This window comes from Azospirillum sp. B2RO_4 (assembly GCF_051124815.1).
Lineage (GTDB): Bacteria > Pseudomonadota > Alphaproteobacteria > Azospirillales > Azospirillaceae > Azospirillum.
Genome location: NZ_CP118485.1, coordinates 772,256 through 786,560, shown reverse-complemented (window position 1 = coordinate 786,560; position 14,305 = coordinate 772,256). Strand labels below are relative to the sequence as shown.

The window sequence follows — 14,305 nt, the reverse complement described above, 5'->3', positions numbered from 1 at the left end:
ATGCCGCATTCTCAACTCCGCATCGTCATCGTCGGCCATGTCGACCATGGCAAGTCCACGCTGATCGGCCGCCTGCTGAACGACACCGGCAGCCTGCCCGACGGCAAGGTGGAGCAGGTCCGCGAGATGAGCCGCAAGCGCGGCATGCCGTTCGAATGGGCCTTCGTCATGGACGCGCTCCAGGCCGAGCGCGACCAGGGCATCACCATCGACACCACGCAGATCCACTTCAAGACGAAGCAGCGCCCCTACGTCATCATCGACGCGCCGGGCCATACCGAGTTCCTGAAGAACATGGTGACCGGCGCGTCCCAGGCCGACGCCGCGCTGCTGGTGATCGACGCCGACGAGGGCGCGCTGGAACAGTCGCGCCGCCACGCCTTCCTGCTGCACCTGCTGGGCGTGCGTCAGGTCGCGGTCGTCGTCAACAAGATGGACAAGGTCGAGTTCTCCAGCCGCCGCTATGAGGTGGTGGCGCAGGAGATCAAGGACTATTTGGCCGAGCTGGGGCTGCAGCCGAAGGCGGTGATCCCGGTGTCCGCCCGCAACGGCGACAATATCGTCACGCGCAGCGAGCAGTCGGACTGGTATCTCGGGCCGACGGTGATCGAGCAGCTCGACGCCTTCCGGCCGCAGCAGACCTCGCCCGACCAGCCGCTGCGGTTCCCGCTGCAGGACGTCTACAAGCCGGACGACCGCCGCATCCTGGCCGGCCGCATCGAAAGCGGGCGGCTGCGCGTCGGCGACACCCTGCATTTCTCGCCGACCGGCGCCAGCGCCAAGGTGGTCAGCATCGAGGCGTGGAACCATCCGGAGACGGTGCTGTCGGCCCAGGCCGGGCAGAGCATCGGCATCACGCTGGACAAGCGCATCTTCGCCGAGCGCGGGCACATCGCCCACCATCAGGCCGACGCCCCGACGCTGGCCCACCGGTTGAGCGTGCGGCTGTTCTGGCTGGTGTCGGACCCGCTGGTGGTCGGCAAGACCTACACGCTGAAGATCGCCACCGGCGAACACCGGGTGACGGTGGAGCAGGTGACGGCGGTCATCGACGTGGAGGATCTGTCCAGCACCCCCGGCAAGGCGGTCCGCCGCAACGAGGTGGCCGAGGTCGTCCTGCGCTCCCGCTCGCCCATCGCGCTGGATCTGGCGTCGGAGCTGCCGCGCACCGGCCGCGGCGCGCTGATCGACGGCAACGACGTGGTCGGCGGCTGCCTGGTGGTGGAGATTGAGGACGCTGCGGCGGCCAACATCACCGAGGTGTCGCACACCGTCTCGCTGGAGGAGCGGTCCCAGGCCAACGGCCACAAGGGCGGCATCGTCTGGCTGACCGGCCTGTCGGGCGCCGGCAAGTCGACGCTGGCGATGGCGCTGGAACGCGCGCTGTTCGACCGCGGCTGGCAGACCTTCGTGCTGGACGGCGACAATGTCCGCAATGGCCTGAACGCCGGGCTGGGCTTCTCCGCCGACGACCGGGCGGAGAACATCCGCCGGGTGGCCGAGACGGCGAAGCTGTTCGCCGATGCCGGCATGGTGGTGATCGCCTCGCTGATCTCGCCGCTGAAGTCCGACCGGGCGCGGGCACGGGTGATCGGCAGCGAACGCTTCCACGAGGTGTATGTGGCGGCCGACCTCGCCACCTGCGAGGAGCGCGACCCCAAGGGCCTGTACCGGAAGGCGCGGGCCGGCGAGATCGCCGAGTTCACCGGCATCTCGGCTCCCTACGAGGCGCCGGACCAGCCCGAACTGGTGATCGACACCGACGCGCTGAGCCGCAGCGAGGCGCTGGCGCAGTTGCTGGATTACGTCGACGAGGCCTTGGGCAAGAACAGCCTGAAGTCGGAGAAAGAGCTGACCTATGTGATTTGATGGGCGTGATCTGAGGGTCGGCTTTGTAGGGTGAAGCATCGGGCGCGGGGGAAAGACCGCGCCCGAAGTCGTTTTCAGGGAATGCTGTCAAGACGCCAGGGGAAGCCGGACTTCCTCGACCAGTTCGGGATGGCGGTCCAGCAGGAACAGCAGGATTCCCATGGCTTGGCTCGGCTCCGCTTCCGCACTTTCGTATTTCTGGAAAGCGTTCGGTCCGCCACCGAGAAGCGCGCTCGCTTTGCGTTGAGAGAGCCCGAGTTTTTCCCGGATGCGCCGCACGGTCTCCGGCCGGGGGATGCGGTCGACCTGTTCCTTCAATTCGCGCAGTGCCGCATCCGACACGTCGAGATCGGAGCCGGTGAACACCGCGTCCTCGTCGTCATGCGGGTCGTCCGGATACCAGCCGGGCATCTCGACAGTCTTCGAAACGCCCTTGTAGGTGACGGTGAGCGGACGTACGCCGCGACGAAGCTCCCGTCCGCGCTCAGAGATCATCGTTTCGGGACGCTTCTCCATGATCAGCCTCGCTCTTTGAAGGACAGGACACGGAAGGCCGTGAGGGTATCGCCGCGGAATTTGGTGTAGATCATCATCCCCTTCGCCGGAACGACATAAACGTCCTGCCATTCTCTGTGGTCGTTGTGGGATGTCATGGATTTCACGAAATGCGTGGAGTCCATGTCTGCAATCGTCGCGACGATGTCCGACCGCGTAAAGCCGAGCGCCGCCGCGTCGAGCAATGCGGTCTTTGTGATCGCCAGACCACTGGGCGCGGTCATCGCGGCCTTGAAGGCTTGCAGATCGTATGTCGGACGGCGCTTTTCCATACCGTCAAAGTGCCACCACTAAGGTGGCATGACAAGATCGGTCGGTGACGGCGAAAGTTAGGCCGCCTTCCGATCACCGCGATACATCGCCGTCGCCACCAGCGCCGCAGTCGCCAGCGCCAGCGGCACGAAGGAGATGCGCAGGACGGTGTCCCAGCCGTAGCTGGTCAGCAGGCTGCCGGAGGCGAAGGAGCCGAAGGCCATCGTGCCGAAGACGAGGAAATCGTTCACCGACTGAACCCGCGTCTTCTCCTCCGGCCGGTGGCAGTCCAGCACCAGGGCGGATGCGCCGAGGAAGCCGAAGTTCCACCCCACCCCCAGCAGGATCAGGCTGAACCAGAAATGGGCGACGTCCTGCCCGGCCAGCCCGACCGCCGAGGCCGCGGCGATCAGCGTCAGACCGGCGGCGACCATCCGCGGGGAGCCGAAGCGGCCGATCAGCCGCCCGGTGAAGAAGCTGGGGGCGTACATGGCGATGACGTGCCATTGCAGGCCGAGGTTGGCCGACTCCTGCGGCAGGCCGCACAGCCGCATCGCCAGCGGGGCGGCGGTCATCAGGAAGTTCATCAGCAGGTAGGACACCACCCCGCAGATCACCGCGGTGATGAAGCGGGGCTGGCGCAGGATGGCGCCCAGCGGCCGCCCGCCGGCGACCTCCGCCGCGGTCGGCTTCGGCAGCCGGACACCGAGCAGCACCAGGGCCGACAACGCGGCGACGGCGGCCTGCGCCACATAGGTCGCGGCGAACAGGTGGGGCGGCCACAGGGTCATGGTGTGGGTGACCAGCTGCGGCCCGACCACCCCGGCGACCACGCCACCCGCCATCACCGCCGACATGGCGCGCGGTCGGCGCTCCGCCGAGGTGCAGTCGGCGGCGGCAAAGCGGAAGGACAGCACCACGGCTGCATAGGCGCCGCCGGGAATCATCGCCGCGCAGAACAGCCAGAACGACCCGAATAGGATGGCGAGCGACGACAGCAGCCCGACCAGCACGCCGCATCCGGTCCCCGCCAGGAAGGCGGCCCGCCGGCCGAAGCGGCGGGCGATGGCCCCGGCCGGCAGGGTGCAGACCGCCATGCCGACCACGAAGATGGAGATCGGCAGGGTCGCCAGCGCCGGGTTGGGAGCGAGCGTGTTGCCGACGATGGCGCCGGTCGCATAGACGACCACCGCATTGGCCCCGGCAAGCGCCTGCGCGATGACCAGCCGGGCGATGTTGCCAAGTTCATGCGGCTGGGGGACCGCGGACGCAGATTCGCTCCGGGGGGTGGCTTCGGCTTGCGACATGGGACTCCTCGGGCGATGCGGCGGCGGACCTTGCCGACACGGTGGCCGATCCAGCATTAGCGGCGCGGCGGCATGAACGGAAACGGTATGTCCACATGGATCGGTTGATCAGGGGGCATGAATGCTCGACTGCCGGATTTTCCGGATTCTGTGAAGGAGGAGGTGGACCGCGTCGCCGGCGCCCCGGCGCTGGCAAGCGAGGCCGAGGGGTTGTGGGTCGACTCAGGACTCTGCCGCAACGCACATCCTGTGGCATAAGGGGCCGCCATCACGCGCCCAAGCATCACGCCCTAAGGACCCCTTCCGCCCATGATCCGCTTCGATAACGTCAGCAAGCAGAACGGCCACCGCATCCTGTTCCTGGAGGCCTCCGCGGCGCTCAACCGGGGTGAGAAGATCGGGCTGGTCGGGCCGAACGGTGCCGGCAAGACGACCCTGTTCCGCATGATCACCGGCGAGGAACAGCCGGACGGCGGACAGGTGGCGATCGAGAAGCAGGTCAGCATCGGCTATTTCAACCAGGATGTTGGCGAGATGTCCGGCCGCTCCGCCGTTGCCGAGGTGATGGACGGGGCCGGGCCGGTCAGCGTCGTGGCCGCCGAACTGGCGGAACTGGAGGCCGCCATGGCCGATCCCGACCGCGCCGACGAGATGGACGCCATCATCGAACGCTACGGCGAGGTGCAGGCGCGTTTCGACGAACTGGGCGGCTATGAGCTGGAGGGCAAGGCGCGCGAGGTGCTGGCGGGCTTGAGCTTCAGCCAGGAGATGATGGACGGCGACGTCGGCGGGCTGTCGGGCGGCTGGAAGATGCGCGTGGCACTGGCCCGCATCCTGCTGATGCGCCCCGACGCCATGCTGCTCGACGAGCCGAGCAACCATCTGGACATCGAAAGCCTGATCTGGCTGGAAGGCTTCCTGAAGGGCTATGAGGGCGCCCTGCTGATGACCTCGCACGACCGCGAGTTCATGAACCGCATCGTCACCAAGATCATCGAGATCGACGGCGGAACCCTGACCAGCTATTCCGGCGACTATGGCTTCTACGAGAAGCAGCGGGCGCTGAAGGAGAAGCAGCAGGAGGCCCAGTTCGAACGCCAGCAGGCGATGCTGGCGAAGGAGCTGAAGTTCATCGAGCGGTTCAAAGCCCGCGCCTCGCACGCCTCCCAGGTGCAGAGCCGGGTGAAGAAGCTGGACAAGATCGAACGTTTCGAGCCGCCCAAGCGCCGCCAAGTGGTGACCTTCGACTTCCCGCCGGCCCCGCGTTCCGGCGACGACGTGGCGGTTTTGAAGAACGTCCACAAGGGCTATGGCAGCCGGGCGATCTACGAGGGGCTGGACCTGACCATCCGCCGCAAGGAACGCTGGTGCGTCATGGGCGTCAACGGCGCCGGCAAATCGACCCTGCTGAAGCTGATCGCCGGCGCGGCCGAGCCCGACAGCGGCACCGTCACCGTCGGCGGCAGCGTCAAGATGGGCTATTTCTCACAGCACGCCATGGAGCTGCTGGACGGCGACCAGACCATCTTCGAAGCGCTGGAGGCGCATTTCCCCCAGGCCAGCCAGGGATCGCTGCGGGCGCTGGCCGGCTGCTTCGGCTTTTCCGGCGACGATGTGGAGAAGAAGTGCCGCGTGCTGTCGGGCGGCGAGAAGGCCCGGCTGGTGATGGCGATCATGCTGTTCAACCCGCCCAACTTCCTGGTGCTGGACGAGCCGACCAACCACCTGGACCTCGACACCAAGCAGATGCTGATCCAGGCGCTCGCGGCCTATGAGGGCACCATGCTGTTCGTGTCGCACGACCGCCATTTCCTGGCGGCGCTGTCCAACCGCGTGCTGGAACTGACGCCGGAGGGCATCCACCAGTATGGCGGCGGCTACACCGAATATGTGGAGCGCACCGGACAGGAAGCGCCGGGCTTGCGGGGATAGGGAACAACGCCGCGACGGGGCGGAACACCGCCCGTCGCCTGCCGATGCGGTCCGTGAAGGCGATGAATAGAAGTCGTGCAGTGCCTATCCTGGCCGTCCTGCGGCCGCATCATTGGCTCAAGAATCTCCTGATCCTGCTGCCCGGGCTGGCGGGGCACGTCGGTTCCCCCGCCGCCTTCGCCACGGCCCTGGTCGCCATCGCGGCGTTCAGCCTTTGCGCCTCGGCCGGCTATGTGCTGAACGACATCGTCGACCGCGCCGACGACCGCGGGCATCCGGTCAAGCGGTCGCGCCCCTTCGCCGCCGGGGAACTGTCGATCGGCCATGGCATGATCCTGCCGCCTCTTCTGCTTGGGGCGGCGCTTGGTCTGGGATGGTACATTTCTCCGGCTTTCGCCGCCGTCCTGGGGGGATATTTTTTTGCATCCCTCGCCTATTCCCTCGCGATCAAGCGGTTGCTCGCGCTCGACGTCACGCTGCTGGCCTGTCTTTACGGGTTGCGGGTGATCGCCGGCGGCCTCGCCTTCGCCGTGCCGCTTTCCGAATGGCTGGTGGCGTTTTCGGTCTTTCTGTTCCTGTGCCTGGCCTTGATGAAGCGCGGCGCCGATCTCGCCTATCGGGTGCGGGCCGGGCTCGGCGATCCGTCGGGACGGCCCTATCGTCTGGAGGACGGCCCGATCCTGGGCTGCCTGTCCGCCGCCTTCGGCGCTGCGGCCCTGGTGGTGCTGGCGCTCTACATCAACAGCCCGGCGGTGGTCAGGTTGTACGCCTTTCCCGAAGCGCTGTGGGGGACCGGTCTCATCCTGGCCTATTGGCTTTGTCGGATCCTGATCCTGGCCCATCGTGGCGAATTGCGGGACGATCCGGTGGCCTTCGCCGCCACCGACGCCCCCAGCCTCGTCTGTGGCGCCCTGACCGTCGCCATCGTCCTCGGGTGGGCCCTGTGAAGATGGAGGGTTGGGGAGGATTTCCCCGGATCGACGGCCCCGTGGTCTCGGCCTGGGATGAGAGGGCGGCGCTGCGGGGTATCGCGGCGGGCAGTTCCATCATCGCCTGCGGCGCGCGCCGTTCCTATGGCGACGCGTCGCTGAACCCCGCAGGCATGCTGTCGATGGGCCCGATGGACCGCCTTCTCGATTTCGATCCCGCCACCGGCCTGCTGCTGTGCGAGGCCGGCGTCACCCTGGCCGACATCCTGGGGGTCTTCGTTCCGCGCGGCTGGTTTCCGTCGGTCACGCCCGGCACCCGCTTCGTCACCGTCGGCGGCGCCATCGCCGCCGATGTGCATGGCAAGAATCACCATCGCGACGGCGGATTCGGCGCCCATGTCGCCTTTTGCGACGTGGCGCTTGCCGACGGCCGGGTGGTCCGCTGCAGCCCGGATCACGAGCCTGATCTCTTTGCCGCGACCATCGGCGGCATGGGGCTGACCGGAGTCATCCTGCGGGCCGCCATCCGCCTGCGCCCCATCGAAACTGCCTGGATTCGCGAGGACATCTACCGCACCGGCGGGCTCGAAGAGACCCTGGAACTGTTCGAGCGGCTGAATCGCTGCTCCTATTCGGTGGCCTGGGTCGACGGCTTCGGCGGCGCGAGCCGGATCGGCCGGTCGGTGGTGATGACCGGCGAACACGCCACCCGCGACGATCTTCCCGCCGCGTTGCGGCAGGCACCGCTGGCGCGAAGCGTGCGCCGCCTGCCCGCCGTTCCCGCCGGTTGCCCATCCTGGCTCCTGAACCGGACGAGCGTCGGCATCTTCAATGAAGCCTACTACCGTCTGGGCCGTCCAGGCCGCCGGCTGAGCGGGCTCGACGCCTTCTTCTACCCTCTCGACGCCGTGCCCGCCTGGAATCGGCTCTATGGTCGCCGCGGCCTTCTTCAGTATCAATGCGTGCTGCCGCGCGCCGCCGCGGCCGCCGGACTGCGCCGCCTGCTGATGGAAACCGCCAAATCGGGGCTGGCCTCCTTCCTCGCCATGCTCAAGCCGTTGGGGGAACAGGATCGAGGACTATTGTCCTTCCCCCTCGACGGCTATACTCTGGCGCTGGATTTTCCGGCGGTGGAACCGGTGTTTGCCCTTCTGCACCGCCTCGACGCCATCGTCGACGGCCATGGCGGCCGGCTTTATCTGGCCAAGGATGCCCGTATGGATGCCGGTATGCTGCGTCGGGGCTATCCCGCTGTCGACCGTTTCCTGGAGATCCGGGCCGCCTATGGCACGTCCGGCCGGTTCCAATCGCTTCAATCGCGGCGGCTGGGCCTATGACCCCGCGCAAGACCGTTCTCATCCTCGGCGCCACCTCGGATATCGCCCGCGCCACGGCACGGCGGCACGGGGCACGCGGCGATGCCCTGATCCTTGCCGGGCGCAATCCCATCCGTCTGGCGGAGGAGGCCGCCGATCTGCGCCTGCGCTTCGGTGTGCCGGTGGAGGTGCATCATCTCGACGTCCTCCAACCCGAAGGCTTCACCGCCTTCGTCGATGGCTTGCCCGTCCTGCCCGATATCGTCATTTCGGCCGTGGGGCTGCTGGGCGATCAGGCGGCGGCGGAGCGGACACCGGACCTGGCCGAGCGCATCATCCGCAGCAATTTCACCGGCCCGGCGGCGGTGCTGGCTCTCTTCGCCGACGCCATGGCGGCACGGGGAGCCGGGGTGCTGGTGGGCATCAGTTCGGTGGCCGGCGACCGGGGCCGGGCCGCCAATTATGTCTACGGCTCGGCCAAGGCAGGATTCACAGCCTATCTTTCCGGTCTGCGCGGCCGGATGGCGCAGCATGGCGTCCGCGTCGTCACCATCCGGCCCGGCTTCGTGCGCACCCGCATGACCGAGGGACGGAAACTGCCGCCGCTTCTGACCGCCGCCCCCGACGAGGTGGCGCGGGCGATCCTGCGTGCCGAGACCGGCGGCAGGACGGATGTCTATGTTCGACCGATCTGGCGTTTGATCATGATGGTGATCCGGAGCCTGCCGGAGCCATTGTTCCGACGGATACCGGCCTAGGAATCATAAGAATGGCGTTAAATATCTCTTCCGCCAGGCTCCGCATCATTGCTGCAGATATATTTTGCTCAGGACTTCTATTCATTGCTGCAGCCATCATGTCCGGCCGCATCGTCAGATTTCCATTTGACGATGAAATTTATACCCTGCGCATCGTCACCTCCAATTGGACAATTTCCGAGTTGCTGGGCTTTTTCCTTCACGGAGGCGATGTCCACCCTCCCGTCTCCTATTTGTTTTTTTGGGTTCTGCACGCGATCGGTGCCGGTGAAACCGCTATGCGCGCCGTGTCCTGCCTGCTGATGGCAGGGGCGTTGATGCTGATCCATGGCTGGACACTCACCTTCCTGGAAATGCGGCACCAGGGACCTGTGCAACCGGTCGTCCGGTTGGCGGCGATCCTGCTGTTCGGTCTCAATGCGCTGGCCATCAGCCAGGGAGACGCCATCCGCTGGTACCCGCTTTTCTCCCTGCTGATCGCGCTGTTTCTGGTGCTCTATCTGGCGCGGCGGTCACCCGCCAGCGCCATTCCCCTCGGGCTGGCGGCGTCGACGAATTTTCTCGCTCTGCTGCTTGCGGCCTGTTTCTTCATTTGGCGCTATCTGATCGAACGTCGGCTGAAGCTGAGGTTCGACCTGACATTCTGGGCGCTGTTCGGTGTCTTCGCTTTACCCGGACTGATCACGGCCGTTTCCCTGGCCTTGCCCGGCTTTCATCCGCCGCACGGGACACAATTCGACTATGGGGTGGTGAAGGCGCTTCTGAACAACGCTCTCGGCTTTTTCGGCGGCAACAGCCTGGGCATCACCCAGGTTTGGGTGACAGTGCCGATCATGCTGATCACCGGCGCCGCCATCTGGACTCTGGCCTACCGCGCGTCCCCCACCAATCCGCTGAATCTTTTCCTCCTGTTGTGCGTCCCTGCCCTGCTGATGACACTGGCCGGGTTCAGCAAGCCGCGATCCTTCCTGTATCTGGCGCCGATTCTCTCCTCGCTGCTGACCGTCTTCGTCGCCGAACTGGTGGCCCGCGCAAAGATGACGCAAGCCATCGCCCTGACCACCCTGGCCCTGTGCAGTCTGGTCGGTGCAACCATCTCGCTTCGGTTCAACGACCGGCCGTTCAAACGGAATACGGTCCTTCCCCTGGCCGAAATGCTCGATGTCGTCCGCCAGAAGTCCGAGTCGCCGGTGCTCGCGCTGACGAACGAGACCGTTTCGACATGGCTGCTGCGGCAGACGCTCACCGGTCCGGGAGACTGCGTCATCGGCACCGGCCTGTCCAACTCGTGCTCACGCGACCTTACGCGCTATCGCACCGTGGTGAACGTCTATGTCCCGAAAGCAAACGAACGGAAGCCGAGTTGGGGGCCGTGGTCCGCACTTCAGGAATACTCACCGACGTTTTCCGTTCATCTCGGCCGGGATTTCGATGCCGGCGTGAAATCACGGCTGACCGGGCACATGATCCCGGAACATCTCATGGAACTGAAAATCTATGCGGTGGGGTCAGGTTCGGAGCCACGGCAATAGGCGCCATTGGTGCCTGTCCGGGAACCGGTTGGGTGGCGGCCTCATCGGCGTTCCTGCAAGGATGCGACCCGGCTCTCCCTTCACTCCAAGTGAACGCCCCTTCAAAACAAGTCATTGGTCGTGAAGGACGCCCGGGCGTAGCATCGCGTCACTTGTCGAAGCGACGGAGGCGGAGATGCCCTCTCACACGGATTCCCTTGAACGGCTGGGGCTGCGGTCGCCGGTGATCCAGGCGCCGATGGCCGGGGGCGGCGATACGGCGGCGCTGGTGGCGGCGGTCAACGAGGCCGGCGGACTGGGCTTCGTCGGCGCCGCCTATCTCACCCCGGCGCAGATCGCCGAACGGGCGCGCGACATCCGCGACCGCACCGCCCTGCCCTTCGGCATCAACCTGTTCGCGCCGACGCCGGCACCCGGACCGGCGCCGATGATGGCCGAGGCGATGGCCCGTGTGGCTGGCTTCCACGCCGAGCTTGGGTTGCCGGAGGCGGAGGTACCCACTTACACCGGCGATGCGTTCGACCGCCAGATGGCGGCGGTGCTGGACAGCGGGGCGACCTTCTACAGCGTCACCTTCGGGCTGCCGCCGGCCGACAGCGTCGCCGCGGCGAAGGCACGCGGCATCAGGGTGCTGGGCACCGCGACCACGGTGGCGGAGGCGGTGGCTCTGGAGCAGGCCGGCGTCGATGCGGTGATCGCCCAGGGCGGCGAGGCCGGCGGGCATCGCGGCAGCTTCATCGGCGATGCCTGGACGGATCGGGGGGCCAATCTGGTCGGCACGATGGCGCTGGTGCCGCAGGTGGCCGATGCGGTCGGCGTGCCGGTGATCGCGTCGGGCGGCATCATGGACGGGCGCGGCATCGCCGCGGCGCTGGCGCTGGGCGCGACGGCGGTGCAGATGGGCACCGTCTTCCTGACCACCGACGAGGCCGGCATTCCGGAGGCGCACAAGGCCGCCATCCTGGCCGCGCGGGAGGACCAGACCCGCATCACCCGCGCCTTTTCCGGCCGGCCGGCGCGCGGCATCGTCAACCGCTTCATGGAGGCGGTGGAGGACCCGGACGCGCCCGAGGCGGTGCTGCCCTTCCCCTTGCAGAACACGCTGACCCGGCCGCTGCGCACCGCCGCCGGCAAGGCCGGCCGGGCGGAGTTCCTGTCGCTGTGGGCCGGCCAGGGGCTGCGGCTGGCGCGGCGGCGGCCGGCCGGGGAACTGGTCGCCGACCTGCTGCGCGGGACCGAGGAGGTGCGGCGGAGGCTGGCCGGCTGACCGGCTGTCGAGTGGGAGGGCTCAGACGGCCTCGACCGACACGCGGTTGCGGCCGCCGCGCTTGGCGGCATAGAGAGCCTGATCGGCGCGGCGGACCAGCGTCATCGCCGGTTCGCCGGGGCGGAACTGGGCGACGCCGACCGACAGGGCAACGGTGCCGTAATTGGCGTTGCGCGCCTTGTTCACGATCTGCCGGCCGCCGACGAAGGTCCGCACCTGCTCCGCCAGCTTGATGGCGTTTTCCAGGCTGGTGCGCGGCAGGATGATCGCGAACTCCTCACCGCCATAGCGGGTTGCGGTGTCGCGGCCCTTGATGCATTCGGTCAGCATGCGGGCGACCAGCTTCAGCACATGGTCGCCGACCAGATGGCCGTGGGTGTCGTTGAAGGCCTTGAAATGGTCGATGTCAACCATCAGCAGGGACAGCGGCTGCTCGTCGCGCACAGCGGCTTCCATCGCCTCCTGCAGCATCTGGTCGAAGGCCTTGCGGTTGCCGATGCCGGTCAGCCCGTCGGTCAGCGCCTCGCGCCGGGCGCTGTCCAGGCTGACCCGCATCTCCGCCAGCTGCTGGCTCGATTCCTGAAGCTGGGATTGCAGGGCGGCCTGGCGGTCGACGATCTCCCTGGTTTCCGCGGCGATGGCGGCGATCATGGCGCGCAGTTCCGGCAGGCTGAGCGGCTGGTCCAACTCCTCCCGGAAACCGGACAGGGCGTTGCCGTAACGCTCCGTCTCCGAACCGACATTGCCCAGCTGTTCAAGGATGCGGCCCAGCGCGAAGCGCGCCTTGTCGGAGGTCTCGCGGATCGCCTGCGCTTCGGCATCCGTGGTGAAGAAACGCTTGTACAGCTCGTCGCAGAGCGTTTGCGAAACGCCCAGCCCGTCCCGTCGCGCCAGATCGACGGCGCGGGTCAGGTCGGGGTTGTTCCCGTTGAAATAGACGTACCAGAGCGTGAAATTTTCCGGGGTGGGCGCCAGCCCGTCGGACAGCATCCGCTCCATGGCCTTGGCGGCAAGGCCGCTGGAACGTTCGAAATCCCCCTCAGCTGCCACGACCGCCGTCCATCCAAAAATCATTCGGTTTCGAACGGTACGCGGCACATGCCCTTACGGCAAGAAGGTTTTTAAGAGCGTGACGAGATGCTGCAAACGGTCTGGTTGCAACCAGTCCGATTAGTTGCACTGACCGACCGAGCTTTCCGCGCAGATGTGCGTGCCGTCGGTCCAGCGGGCGCCCGACAGGTCGGCATGGCGCAGGTCGGTGCCGGACAATCTGGCGCCGGTCAGGTCGGCCCGCGCCAGCGATGCGCCCACCATCTTGGCGTTACGCAGGTCGGCTTCGCGGAAGCTGGCGCCGGTCAGGTCGGCACGGGTGAAGTCCGCCTCGATCAGCCGCGCCTTGTCGAACACCGCGCCGGGGGCGGTGGCGCTGATGAATTTGGCGCGATAGCCGTCGGCACCGGTCAGCTTCGCCTCCCCCAGCGTGGCGCGCTGAAAGGTCGCATCGCGCAGCATCGCGCCGCTGAGGTCGACACCGGTCAGTGTCTGCCCCTCCAGGGAACAGCGGCGCCAATTGACCTTCGGTTGTGCCGCCTCCGTGCAGTCGGCCAGCGCCGGCCCGGCGGAAAGGACGGCCAGCACGACGGCGGCGGCTAGCAGGATGGGCGAGCGGATCGGCTGGACGGATGCGGTCTTCATTCTTCGATAGATGGGGCCGGCAACCGTCAACTCAACCACCCGGACGCCATCGGCCGGTCTATCGCCCATCCAGCCGGGCCACCGCGCGCCCGGCCTGCGGCGGCCGGGGATGGGCGGCATGGGCCGCCGCCTGTTCGGTCAGCGCCGCGGCGACGGCGGGCGGAAACGGGCCGGTCTTGCGGGTGCCGAGGTCGACATGCAGCAGCATGAACTCCGCCGTCGCCGCCAGCCACCCCTCCTCCGCATGCCGCATCTCGTGGAACAGGTGCAGCCGCTTGGCATCGGCGCCGAGCAGCAGCGACTCGAAACGCAGTGGCGTCCCCTCCGTCACCTCGCGGGCATAGGTCAGGTGGGCATCGACGACGAAGACCGACCGGTTCTCCGCCGCCACATAGGCCTTGCCGATCCCGAACCGGTCGAGCACGGCGTCGGTCGCATGGTCGAAGGCCAGCAGGTAATAGGCGACGTTCATGTGCCCGTTGTAGTCGATCCACTCCGGGCGGACGGATTCGTGATGGAGGGTCAGGGGGGTGGTGGGGGTCATTTTAACTTAGCCCAGTAATCGTGAACTCTTTTTAATTCTTCGCGAAAGAACTGTTCGTCATCTTGAAACTCGAACCCCATCCCGCGCGCCATCACATAGAAGCCTTTACCTGGGTTGCTGGTAGGCACACCGTTGCGACCGCGAACCACTACAACCGACAAAAGCGGCCTTCCATTCTGGTGCTCCTCCCAACTGATTTCATAAAGCACTTTGCTTATTTTGTTTCTATCTCGAGAAAGTCTCATATCCCATCCAAGATTAACCGAAACATTCGTATACGTATCTCGCCCTTTCTTCTTCGCTATCCCCACAAGAATCGGCAAAATAATCTCCGCACTCATGCATATCC

Annotated in this window: 14 protein-coding genes; 7 read left to right on the top strand and 7 right to left on the bottom strand. The window is 66.5% G+C overall.

The genetic code is table 11. The annotated features are described in order from the left end of the window. Entirely contained in the window at positions 1-1,869 is a 1,869-nt protein-coding gene (gene cysC, locus PWS46_RS03625) for an adenylyl-sulfate kinase (RefSeq protein WP_434618181.1), read from the top strand. Between the two features lie 87 nt (positions 1,870-1,956). On the opposite strand, the gene PWS46_RS03620 is transcribed toward cysC, so the two are convergent. Genes PWS46_RS03620 through PWS46_RS03610 form a run of 3 tightly spaced genes read right to left on the bottom strand, consistent with a single transcriptional unit; the run spans position 1,957 to position 3,983 of the window. Further along, positions 1,957-2,385, bottom strand: coding sequence for a type II toxin-antitoxin system MqsA family antitoxin (locus PWS46_RS03620; RefSeq protein ID WP_434618178.1), 429 nt, complete (start codon positions 2,383-2,385; stop codon positions 1,957-1,959). A 2-nt stretch (positions 2,386-2,387) separates the two neighbouring features. After that, complete coding sequence (locus PWS46_RS03615) at positions 2,388-2,696, bottom strand: type II toxin-antitoxin system MqsR family toxin (protein WP_434618175.1); 309 nt, start codon at positions 2,694-2,696, stop codon at positions 2,388-2,390. Positions 2,697-2,753: 57 nt separating this feature from the next. After that, positions 2,754-3,983, bottom strand: a complete 1,230-nt coding sequence (locus PWS46_RS03610; RefSeq protein WP_434618172.1) for an MFS transporter — start codon at positions 3,981-3,983, stop codon at positions 2,754-2,756. A gap of 309 nt (positions 3,984-4,292) precedes the next feature. Between PWS46_RS03610 and PWS46_RS03605 the strand changes: the two genes are divergently transcribed. The 6 genes from PWS46_RS03605 to PWS46_RS03580 all read left to right on the top strand — a co-directional run bounded on the left by PWS46_RS03605 (position 4,293) and on the right by PWS46_RS03580 (position 11,717). Next, a complete protein-coding gene (locus tag PWS46_RS03605; RefSeq protein WP_434618169.1) occupies positions 4,293-5,915 on the top strand; it encodes an ABC-F family ATP-binding cassette domain-containing protein in 1,623 nt (540 codons plus the stop codon). 44 nt (positions 5,916-5,959) lie between these two features. Beyond that, on the top strand, positions 5,960-6,862 hold the full coding sequence (locus PWS46_RS03600) for a UbiA family prenyltransferase (protein WP_434618166.1): 903 nt from the start codon (positions 5,960-5,962) through the stop codon (positions 6,860-6,862). Positions 6,863-6,903: 41 nt separating this feature from the next. After that, positions 6,904-8,181, top strand: coding sequence for an FAD-binding protein (locus PWS46_RS03595; protein ID WP_434618163.1), 1,278 nt, complete (start codon positions 6,904-6,906; stop codon positions 8,179-8,181). Next, a complete protein-coding gene (locus PWS46_RS03590) occupies positions 8,178-8,918 on the top strand; it encodes an SDR family oxidoreductase (RefSeq protein ID WP_434618160.1) in 741 nt (246 codons plus the stop codon). Before PWS46_RS03595 ends, PWS46_RS03590 begins: the two co-directional genes overlap by 4 nt. Positions 8,919-8,929: 11 nt before the next feature. Next, complete coding sequence (locus PWS46_RS03585; RefSeq protein WP_434618157.1) at positions 8,930-10,450, top strand: hypothetical protein; 1,521 nt, start codon at positions 8,930-8,932, stop codon at positions 10,448-10,450. 175 nt (positions 10,451-10,625) lie between these two features. Further along, positions 10,626-11,717 carry an NAD(P)H-dependent flavin oxidoreductase gene (locus PWS46_RS03580; RefSeq protein WP_434618154.1) on the top strand — a complete coding sequence of 364 codons (1,092 nt, stop codon included), beginning with the start codon at positions 10,626-10,628 and terminating at the stop codon, positions 11,715-11,717. A 21-nt stretch (positions 11,718-11,738) separates the two neighbouring features. Here PWS46_RS03580 and PWS46_RS03575 read toward each other — a convergent pair whose 3' ends face one another. The 4 genes from PWS46_RS03575 to PWS46_RS03560 all read right to left on the bottom strand — a co-directional run bounded on the left by PWS46_RS03575 (position 11,739) and on the right by PWS46_RS03560 (position 14,297). Next, positions 11,739-12,767, bottom strand: coding sequence for a GGDEF domain-containing protein (locus PWS46_RS03575; protein WP_434618151.1), 1,029 nt, complete (start codon positions 12,765-12,767; stop codon positions 11,739-11,741). 120 nt (positions 12,768-12,887) lie between these two features. Next, complete coding sequence (locus PWS46_RS03570; RefSeq protein ID WP_434618148.1) at positions 12,888-13,412, bottom strand: pentapeptide repeat-containing protein; 525 nt, start codon at positions 13,410-13,412, stop codon at positions 12,888-12,890. A gap of 58 nt (positions 13,413-13,470) precedes the next feature. Then, positions 13,471-13,956 (bottom strand): thioesterase family protein, encoded by a 486-nt coding sequence (locus PWS46_RS03565; RefSeq protein ID WP_434618145.1) that lies wholly within the window; start codon positions 13,954-13,956, stop codon positions 13,471-13,473. Then, a complete protein-coding gene (locus PWS46_RS03560; RefSeq protein WP_434618142.1) occupies positions 13,953-14,297 on the bottom strand; it encodes a hypothetical protein in 345 nt (114 codons plus the stop codon). The genes PWS46_RS03565 and PWS46_RS03560 overlap by 4 nt, the downstream gene beginning before the upstream one ends. Positions 14,298-14,305: the final 8 nt, after the last annotated feature.